This window comes from Pseudomonas sp. WS 5071, assembly GCF_012985765.1.
GTDB lineage: Bacteria > Pseudomonadota > Gammaproteobacteria > Pseudomonadales > Pseudomonadaceae > Aquipseudomonas > Aquipseudomonas lundensis_A.
Genome location: NZ_JAAQWY010000056.1, coordinates 1 through 9,915, shown reverse-complemented (window position 1 = coordinate 9,915; position 9,915 = coordinate 1). Strand labels below are relative to the sequence as shown.

8 protein-coding genes are annotated in these 9,915 nt (G+C 54.2%); 3 read left to right on the top strand and 5 right to left on the bottom strand.

Annotated features, from left to right (window positions below):
- The first annotated feature begins 474 nt into the window (after window positions 1–474).
- Entirely contained in the window at window positions 475–1,683 is a 1,209-nt protein-coding gene (locus HBN61_RS21845) for an alpha-xenorhabdolysin family binary toxin subunit A (RefSeq protein WP_170047889.1), read from the top strand.
- A gap of 20 nt (window positions 1,684–1,703) precedes the next feature.
- A complete protein-coding gene (locus HBN61_RS21840; protein WP_094995309.1) occupies window positions 1,704–2,717 on the top strand; it encodes an alpha-xenorhabdolysin family binary toxin subunit B in 1,014 nt (337 codons plus the stop codon).
- Between the two features lie 62 nt (window positions 2,718–2,779).
- On the opposite strand, the gene HBN61_RS21835 is transcribed toward HBN61_RS21840, so the two are convergent.
- From HBN61_RS21835 to HBN61_RS21815, 5 genes are all read right to left on the bottom strand, one after another.
- Window positions 2,780–3,943, bottom strand: a complete 1,164-nt coding sequence (locus HBN61_RS21835; protein ID WP_094995308.1) for a type III PLP-dependent enzyme — start codon at window positions 3,941–3,943, stop codon at window positions 2,780–2,782.
- Between the two features lie 373 nt (window positions 3,944–4,316).
- Complete coding sequence (locus tag HBN61_RS21830) at window positions 4,317–5,474, bottom strand: osmoprotectant ABC transporter ATP-binding protein OsmV (protein WP_094995307.1); 1,158 nt, start codon at window positions 5,472–5,474, stop codon at window positions 4,317–4,319.
- Window positions 5,471–6,124 (bottom strand): ABC transporter permease, encoded by a 654-nt coding sequence (locus HBN61_RS21825; protein ID WP_094995306.1) that lies wholly within the window; start codon window positions 6,122–6,124, stop codon window positions 5,471–5,473. The genes HBN61_RS21830 and HBN61_RS21825 overlap by 4 nt, the downstream gene beginning before the upstream one ends.
- Before the next feature lie 9 nt (window positions 6,125–6,133).
- A complete protein-coding gene (locus tag HBN61_RS21820) occupies window positions 6,134–7,027 on the bottom strand; it encodes a glycine betaine ABC transporter substrate-binding protein (RefSeq protein WP_094995305.1) in 894 nt (297 codons plus the stop codon).
- 25 nt (window positions 7,028–7,052) lie between these two features.
- Window positions 7,053–7,805: an ABC transporter permease gene (locus HBN61_RS21815; protein ID WP_169964082.1), complete on the bottom strand. Its 753-nt coding sequence runs from the start codon at window positions 7,803–7,805 to the stop codon at window positions 7,053–7,055.
- Window positions 7,806–8,110: 305 nt separating this feature from the next.
- Between HBN61_RS21815 and HBN61_RS21810 the strand changes: the two genes are divergently transcribed.
- Entirely contained in the window at window positions 8,111–9,694 is a 1,584-nt protein-coding gene (locus tag HBN61_RS21810; RefSeq protein WP_047278953.1) for a peptide chain release factor 3, read from the top strand.
- The last annotated feature ends 221 nt before the right edge of the window (window positions 9,695–9,915 follow it).

Here is a 9,915-nt window from a genome sequence, read left to right as displayed (position 1 = left end):
GGTTGATGCGTCTTGAATCGGCCCACTGCTGCTAAGCTTATCCACAATTGCTGGGACAGAAATCAGCAATCCGTCCTGGGTCAATTTTCAATCGGCAGGGTGGGTCAGTTTTCAATCAGCGCCAACAAGGAAGCGCTCTCGGCGGGTTTGCTTGCGCTTGCCGGCGTACTCAAAGTCGGAAAAGCTCATCTGGCTCATGGGCGGCTCGGATCAGGTGTTGCGGGGATTCTCGCATAACTGAAGGCTTGTTCGGAGATTCCCTAGGGGGTTGGTCGGGTGAAAAAAAAAGGACGTAGATTGTTTTTTTAATAGTTCAAGTGTGGCTTATTATCTAAATGTGATTTTTATGGCGCTCGGTAATTCTCCTTGGCTGCGTGCCAGTGTCCTACAGTTATTGATGGCTTTGTCGCGTTGAGTAAGTAGGGTTTTGTCCTAGTCTCTAAGTGCAAACTCATAAATAACAAAGGGCTCAAAATGAAGAATTTAGCTGCGGATGTTGAAGAAGGGGAAATCGAGAATTTAAGTGTGTATGCGGGGGCAAGTCGGTTGCCCGAAGAGTATATAAAATTGGTCGCTGGTCAAACGCCGTCTGCTATCGATCCTAAAGATATGGGTTTTTTAATTCGGCGAGAGGATATCCGGAATACGCGTCGGTATGTAGAATTCGCAAAATTGTTACCGCTCTCACTGGAAGTCGTAAAGAAGCGTCTGAATTATGAGAGCATCGACATTGATGGTTTGTCGCCAGAAGATATTCTGGCGCTTAACGAGCGTGCAGTGGCACATGCCAACACATGGCCTGCATTAGAGTCTGGCAGTAAAGAGTTAGCGAGGCTGTTGGAAAGTTTTTCCGAGCAATTCTTGACAATAGGCGAGGGTATTCTGGCGCTTATTAAAGATGTCGAGTTGGGTCGACGCTTGAATGGCACCCTTGAAGCCCTCACAGAGCAAGAGCAAGAAACGTTAAACGTTATGTTGGTGGATAACACCGAGAGGCAAGCCATTGCCGCAATGACGCAGTATTTAGAACAATCAAAAACCAGGACGAATCAGTTCATTAAGTCTGTGGCAGGCGTGGAGGCTATGGCCAAAGCCTTTGAACAGGGTTTGAGCGATGAGTTGATTCCTCTGGTTAAAAGCAAAATGATGGCTTATAAAAACTCGGGAAAAGAACATGAGCGTGAAGAACTGCTTAAGACTATCCTGGAACTGGATGAGCGGATTGACAAGTTAGCCTCTGACTATTCAAGGAGTGTGGGCATTTCTTTTGCTGGCTTGGTAATAGGGCCCGTCGGACTTCTGATTTCGGGCGGTATTTTCGGCAGTAAGGCAGAGAAAATACGTAAGGAGAAAAATCGCCTGATCGTTGAAAGACAAGAATTGAAGATGCAAGTTAATAATGCTGATAAGTTGATTGAGCTGATCGACGATCTTCAAGTGCATTTTATTGATTTGCAAGGACGGATGTTATCGGCCGAAGTGGGCGCCAAACAGCTGTCGCAGGTATGGACGTATATTGCCCGTTACCTCAATGAAGCCAGTGAAGAGCTGGCTCAGGTCAATACAATGCTGGAGCTGCATACGTTTGCGCTTAATTTTGCGACGGTTATTAATCCATGGCGCAGTATCAAAAATTACACCGTGCAGATCTCCAATGCATTCAATGAAATGGTCAGTGGCTGATTTTTAGAAGGAACCTAAGTGTGAACGGAATCACTTATTTGAATCTTTACCCCACGTTGAACATGGCCCCTGTCAAGGAAGCCGTGAGTGTGTTTAATCGCGCTGTTGTGGGTAACGCTTTTGCTTTACTTCCAGGCCTACAAGAGCGTGTCGTAAGCGCGCAGGTCGTGATAAACAACCACAGTCGCTCGTTAGTGGATCAGGCCATCGCACTTGAGGCCTCACTCTCCAATACCGGCATTGGCGATATCGCCAGGCAGTACAAGGAGATTGCTGATGCTGCCTCTTTGGATGCCAAACTCAAAGCCAAGAGTATTGAAGACCTTGAAGCCCTCTGCCAGCTACGACTGAGCACTGTAGTACAAAAAGCAGAGACCGCCAGACGTTTGGTTGTGGCCTCCCGGGACGAAGTTGGCGGATTAACGCTGGATCATTTTGCTGACGAGTTACTTGAGTATGATGAGGCCCGCCTGATTGCACTACTGGCCCGCGAAGCAGCATTAAAAGCCGAGGGGGATCGACTCAGGGCTGACTGGCAAGAAATTAAAGCTGCAGACGATTTACTCAGCAATGATTTTTGGAAAAAACAGGTTGAAAATGTACTGCCCACCGCGGATGAACTTCAGGTGTTAGTGTCCCAGGCATTGGTTCCCAAGTTAGACGCGGACATCATTAAACTGGGCCTCCAGCGACTGGAGAAGTATTTGGATATGTTTGGCGCAGCCGCAAAGCTGGCATCTTTATCGGAAGCCCTTGTGCGTGTTTCGAAAAAAATATCCGCGAACGCGGGTGAGCTGCAAGAGCTGGACGCCAAAATAAAAAAACTACAGACGAGAAAGGAAAATGTCGAAGCCTATGGCGGTGTATTGACTGCAAGAGTCCAGTGGGTAGAAGAGGTGGGCTTGGTTGAGGAAAGCCTGGTGGTATTTTTAAGAGAGTGTCGCCTGTTTCAAACCGCGGATGCATGCGATATGAGTGCATTGCAAACGCATCTAACGACCTTTATTTCAGTATTGCGTCAGGTGCGCGTTTAAGTTTTAGCGCCTGCAAATAATGCCCATGCAGTTTGGCTGTATGGGCATCGTGATGGGTTTGATTACAAGTAGAATGACTTCAGCGGCGGGAAACCATTGAACTCGACGGCGCTGTAACTGGTGGTGTAAGCGCCCGTTGATAGCCAGTACAGGCGGTCACCGATGGCCAGGTTGAGCGGCAGGCCATACTTGTAGTTTTCATACATGATATCTGCGCTGTCGCAGGTCGGACCGGCGATAACGACTTCTTCCATCTCGCCTTTCTTTTCAGTCCAGATCGGAAACTTGATGGCTTCATCCATGGTTTCGATCAGGCCCGAGAACTTGCCCACATCGGTATACACCCAGCGCTCTACGGCGGTGCGGGATTTACGGGCCACCAGCACCACTTCGCTGACCAGAATCCCGGCGTTGGCAATCAGCGAACGACCCGGTTCCAGAATAATTTCCGGCAGGTCATCGCCGAAGTCTTCCTTCAGGAAACGGATGATTTCTTCAGCGTAGGTTTCAAGGCTGTTAGTGCGAGTGATGTAGTTGGCCGGGAATCCGCCGCCCATGTTGATCAGCTTCAGGTGAATCCCGTCTTCTTCCTTCAGGCGTTCGAAGATGACCTTGACCTTGGCTATTGCCGCGTCCCACACGCTGATGTCGCGCTGCTGGGAGCCGACATGGAATGAAATACCGTAAGGCACCAGACCAAGGTCGCGGGCCAAAATCAGCAAGTCCATGGCCATGTCGGTCTGGCAGCCAAACTTGCGTGACAGCGGCCAGTCAGCGGTGGTCGAGCCTTCTGTCAGGATGCGCACATACACCTTCGACCCCGGCGCGGCCTTGGCGATATTGCGCAGGTCGGCTTCCGAGTCGGTGGAGAACAGGCGCACGCCTTTCTCATAGAAGTAGCGGATGTCTTTGGACTTTTTGATGGTGTTGCCGTAACTGATGCGATCCGGGCTAACGCCTTGGGCCATTACTTTGTCCAGCTCATAGATCGACGCGATGTCGAAACTGGAGCCTTTGTCGCGCAGCAAGTTGATGATTTCAACAGCCGGGTTGGCCTTGACGGCGTAGTACACCTTGGCAAATTCGAAACCTGCGCGCAGGTCATCGTAGGCCTGGCTGATCATCGCGGTATCGATCACGACGAACGGGGTTTCTTGGGTGTCAGCGAACGCTTTCATTTTCTGAAAGGTATCGCGCGCGTAATAGTCTTCGACCTTAATCGACATGCAGAGGGACTCCTAGTGGCAAACGTCATCTATAAATGGGCGCAACTGAACATCCTCCGTATCCCCACTTTGGTTCGCCTACTTCCCAAGGCATGTCCGCCGAAAGCAAAAAAGGTAAATGAACCTTGCTGTCTCGTCGTCAGTACTTGAGCCGGATGGATCGTTTCCAGCATGGATGTTCGGCGCGAACTGTAGGGGGTGATTGCGCATTGATCAACAAAAAATGTCGCGTTTTTGCACGACTTCGTCGCAGTCGGCGTATCGGCTATTTAAGTAACCGACCGTGGGAAGGAAGGGATGTTCCATGAAGCGTTTATGGCGAGGTTGAGAGGCCGCAGGAGCGAGGCAATCTCGCTCCTGCGGCCATTGCCGTTTAGGCCAGGGCGGTCTCGGCAGGGGACACGATGCTGGTCTTGGCACCACGTGAGCGACCGGAGCTCAAATAGGCTGCGATCGATTCCTGGGTGACCTCACCCTGGAACACACGTTCGGTATCCATCACCGGTAACCACGAACGGTTAAATTCGTACATGCGTGACAGCAAGATGCGCAAGTGCTCCTCGGATGCCGCCGTTGCGGTGAATTCGCGCAGGTATTGCCCGCAGGTGCCGGTTTGGCGATGCAAGTCGCGACGACGCACATAACCCAGCGCCTTGTTGTCGGCACAGGTGACGACGACATATCGACGGTCGAGTTCGTCCATCAGCTCCAGCGCTTCGCCTACTGGGGTTTCAGGGCTGACGGAAGGCGCGTTGTCGGCTGCGTCTTCGGCCTTGACCAGCAGCAGACGCTTGAGGGTGCTGTCCTGTCCGACAAAATTGCTGACAAACTCGTCGGCAGGGTGGGCGAGCAGGGTGTCCGGGTGGTCCATCTGCAACAACTTTCCGCCGCGGAAGATCGCAATCTTGTCGCCCAGTTTGATGGCTTCGTCGATGTCGTGGCTGACCATGATCACAGTCTTGTTCAGCGCCCGTTGCATCTCGAAAAACTCGTTCTGAATCATTTCACGGTTGATGGGATCGACAGCGCCAAATGGCTCGTCCATCAGCAGCAGGGGCGCGTCAGCGGCCAGGGCGCGGATCACGCCAATGCGCTGTTGCTGGCCACCTGACAACTCGCGCGGGTAGCGGTGCAGGTATTGCTTGGGTTCGAGCTTGATCATGCTCATCAGTTCACGTGCCCGTTCATGGCACTTCTGTTTGTCCCATCCCAACAGTCTTGGCACGACCGTGATGTTTTCTTCGATGGTCATGTTCGGAAACAAACCGATTTGCTGAATCACGTACCCGATGTTGCGACGCAGGGTTACCGGGTCGAGGTCCGTGGTGTCTTCGCCGTTGATCAGAATTTTGCCGGAGGTGGGCTTTATCAGGCGGTTGATCATTTTCAACGTGGTGCTTTTGCCGCAACCCGATGGCCCGAGGAATACGCAGATCTCGCCTTCGTTGACGGTCAGGTTCACCGAGTCGACGGCTTTGACATCTTTGCCGTTGCTTTGGAAGGTTTTGCTGAGGTTTTGAAGTTCGATCATTTGAGCAGTCCTTTTGGAGTCAGCGAGCGTTGCAGCCATTGCAAAAGCAAGTCAGCGATGATGGCCAGCACACTGACCAGCACGGCGCCGACGATCAGCATCGACATATCGCTGCGGCTGATGGCAGCCAGAATAAGTACACCCAGACCGCCGGCGCCGATGGTAGCGGCGATGGTCATTACACCGATGTTCATCACAACAGCGGTGCGTACACCGGCCAGAATCACAGGCACGGCGATGGGCAATTCGACCATGCGCAGGCGCTGGCCGAAGGTCATGCCAATACCGCGAGCGGCCTCACGGATACCCGGCTCAACACCGGTGAGCGCAAGAAAGGTATTGCGCATGATGGGCAGCAGTGAATAAAGGAACACAGCCGTGATGGCTGGCATCGGCCCCAGGCCCTGACCGAACTTGGAGTAGAACGGCAGCAGCAGGCCAAACAGGGCGATGGACGGGATGGTCAGCAATACCGTAGCGCTGGCCTGCATCGGCCCGGCCAACGTCGGGAAGCGGGTCATCAGTACACCCAACGGCACGCCGACCACAATGGCCAAGGTCACGGCGATGCCGACCAAGGTAATGTGCTGCCACGTAAGGTGCAGTACGAGCGTCCAATCCATGTGGGAAAAGGCGTTTAGAAATTCCATGTCTTCTCCTCAGTTGAGCGGGTGTTGGCGCAGGAAGTCGGCGGCCACTTTGGATGGGCTTTCGTGATCCACGTCGACCCGGGCGTTAAGCTGACGCATGGTTTCATCATCAAACAGGTCGGCCAGCGGCTTGAGCAGGCCTTCGAGATCCGGGTGCTGATCCAGATAGGCTTTACGCACAACCGGAGCGGCGGTGTAGTCCGGGAAGTAATGCCGGTCGTCGTCCAGCAGCTTGAGGTTAAAAGCGCTCAGTCGGCCGTCGGTTGTGTAGACCAGCCCGGCAAACACCTGGCTGTTTTTCAGGGCGGTATAGACCAGACCGGCGTCCATCTGGCGGATATTTCTACGGGTCAGGTCCATGTCGTAGAGCTTGACCAGACCTCCAAGACCGTCCGAGCGGTTGGCGAACTCGGTGTCCAGTGCCACCAGCGCTTTTTTGTGCTCGGGTTCGCGCAGGGCTTTGTTGAGGTCGCTGATGGTGTTGATGTGCGGGTATTGCTCAGCCACTTCCTGTGGTAACGCCAGTGCAAAGGTATTGCTGAACTTGGACGGGTGCAGCCAGATCAGGCCTTGCTTGGCGTCGACTTCTTTAACGCGGTCGTAGGATTGCTGACTGTCGAGTTTGTCGGTGATGTGGTTGTACGCCACCAGCGAAACCCCGGTGTACTCCCACACCATGTCCAGCTGTCCCGACTCCTGCGCCGACCGCGCCAGGCTGCTTCCCAACCCGCCAGTCACTTGAGCGTTGTAGCCCTTGGTATTGAGGTATTGCGAGGTGATTTCAGCGAGCAGAGTCTGTTCGGTGAACACCCGCGCCCCGATGCGGATCAAGGGTTTTTCAGCGGCCTGCACAATTCCTGCGCACAGCAGGATGCAGCCTAAAAACAAGCTTATTTTTTTCATGGGTTTTCCTATGCTCAGCCCGACCTTAAACAGGTCGCAGGCCGCGTTCCAACCATTGGCGGCTGATGAGTATCACCAGGCCGTCGAGCAGCAATGCCAGCAGCGCGGTGCATGCGGCGCCCAGGATCAGTTGCGGCTGATTGTTGAGGGCGATGCCAGGGAAAATCAGGCTGCCCAGGCTGTTGGCGCCGATCAGGAACGCCAGTGGCGCGGTCCCGACGTTGATCGCCAGTGCAACCCGCACACCGCCCATTATGATGGGCACGGCATTGGGTAACTCGACTCGCCAAAGCACTTGGCGCGGGGTCATTCCAATGCCGACGGCGGCTTCTTTGAGTGAACCCTGTACGTTTTTCAGGCCTTCGTACGTGTTGCGCACAATGGGCAGCAACGAGGCGAGAAACAGGGCAAAGATGGCGGGACCGCTACCGATCCCCAGAAAGCCCAGTGCAATGGCCAGTACAGCCAGCGGCGGGACGGTGTTGCCGATGTTGAAGACTTGCATGAAGCGTTCCGCACGTCCGACCATTGAAGGTCGGCTGAGGAAAATGCCGGCGGGTATCCCTACAAGGAGAGCGGCGAGCATTGAAACGAGTACGAGGTACAGATGGGCTTGCAGGTAGAACAACAGATCATCTTGATAGTGTTCGATAGTGCTGATGCCGATCCAGTGGACCAACAGGGCCAGGAGGGCGACAACTGCCACGCAACCTATAAGCCCTTTTCCATAGCGATTAGCCACAGGCGGACTCCTTTTTTTTTCAGTCGGCGGACACATTCTCGTGTGGCAATGCCATTCCTGGCTGCCGACAATGTGTTCGCGAAGAGCAACAGGCGGGGGCAGAGTAAACGCCGGCTTCGCCTGTCATTAGCGCAGCCTCGTCAGGCTAACTTGCTGATATTTCAGCTCCTGACGGTTTGTCGTATCAGGAGAGTGGACGCCTCCACCGCTCAAAAGGTTCACATTTTTTACGGCACATTGCCACCCTTGTGATCAAAGCCAAGGCACCAACGGTGGCTGCGGATGCCGGATTTGGGCTATAATCCGCGCCCTTTTTTGAATCAATCGTCAGGCGATTTCCCATGACCCATCAGGCCGCCGAAGTCGCGAAACGCCGCACTTTCGCCATCATTTCCCACCCCGATGCGGGTAAAACCACCATCACCGAGAAACTCTTGCTGATGGGCAAGGCCATTGCCGTTGCCGGTACGGTGAAATCGCGAAAGTCCGACCGCCATGCCACCTCCGACTGGATGGAAATGGAGAAACAACGGGGTATCTCGATTACCACGTCGGTCATGCAGTTCCCGTATCGCGACCACATGATCAACCTGCTCGACACCCCGGGCCACGAAGACTTCTCGGAAGACACCTACCGTACGCTGACCGCTGTCGACTCGGCCTTGATGGTGCTCGATGGCGGTAAAGGTGTTGAGCCACGTACCATCGCGCTGATGGACGTGTGCCGTCTGCGTGACACGCCTATCGTCAGCTTCATTAACAAACTCGACCGCGACATCCGCGACCCGATCGAGCTGCTGGACGAAATCGAAGCCGTACTCAAAATCAAGGCGGCGCCGATCACCTGGCCGATTGGTTGCTACCGCGACTTCAAGGGTGTTTATCACCTGGCGGGCGACTACATCATTGTTTACACCGCGGGTCATGGTCACGAACGCACTGAAGTCAAAATCATTGAGAAGCTTGACTCCGACGAAGCCCGCGCGCACTTGGGTGACGAGTACGACCGTTTTGTCGATCAACTGGAACTGGTTCAAGGCGCGTGCCATGAGTTCAACCAGCAAGAGTTCCTCGACGGCCAACTGACTCCGGTATTCTTCGGTACGGCCTTGGGCAACTTCGGTGTCGACCACGTGCTGGATGCCGTGGTGGATTGGGCGCCGATGCCGCTTGCCCGTGTTGCCAACGAGCGTACGGTCGAGCCCGAAGAAGAGAAGTTCACCGGCTTCGTGTTCAAGATTCAGGCGAACATGGACCCCAAGCACCGGGACCGGATCGCCTTCATGCGTATTTGCTCGGGCAAATATGAAAAAGGCATGAAGATGCGTCACGTACGCACGGGCAAGGATGTGCGCATCGGCGACGCGCTGACGTTCTTCTCCTCCGAACGTGAGCAACTCGAAGAAGCCTATGCGGGCGACATCATCGGCTTGCATAACCACGGCACTATACAAATCGGTGACACCTTCAGCGAAGGCGAGAGCCTGAGCTTCACCGGCATCCCGCACTTTGCCCCGGAATTGTTCCGTCGGGTGCGTCTGCGCGATCCGCTCAAGTCCAAGCAATTGCGCCAAGGCTTGCAGCAACTGGCCGAAGAGGGCGCCACTCAGGTGTTTTTCCCCGAGCGCAGCAACGACATCATTCTGGGCGCCGTGGGTGTGCTGCAGTTTGACGTGGTGGCGAGCCGCCTGAAAGAAGAATACAAAGTGGAATGCTCTTATGAGCCGATCACCGTATGGTCTGCGCGCTGGATCGAATGCAGCGATAAGAAGAAGCTGGAAGAATTCAGCGTCAAGGCTGTGGAAAACCTTGCGCTAGATGGCGGCGGTCACCTGACTTACCTGGCGCCGACCCGGGTTAACCTCGCGTTGATGGAAGAGCGCTGGCCTGATGTGAAGTTCCGCGCGACGCGTGAGCATCACTAAGGTGTGACCCCCTCGGTAACGCAGGTCATGTGCGTTGAATGCCAGTCAGTTCTGCTGACTGGCATTTTTTTGGTCGTTTTTTTTGATTCTGATCTGTAGTGGTCAACTAATCCCGGACACGACGTTAAGTTTTTCTTCGGCCCGGGCTGGCGCCAACCCACCGTTGAATTGGTGGGGTCGAACCCAGTTGTACCGATGCATCAAGAAGTGGCTGATATCGC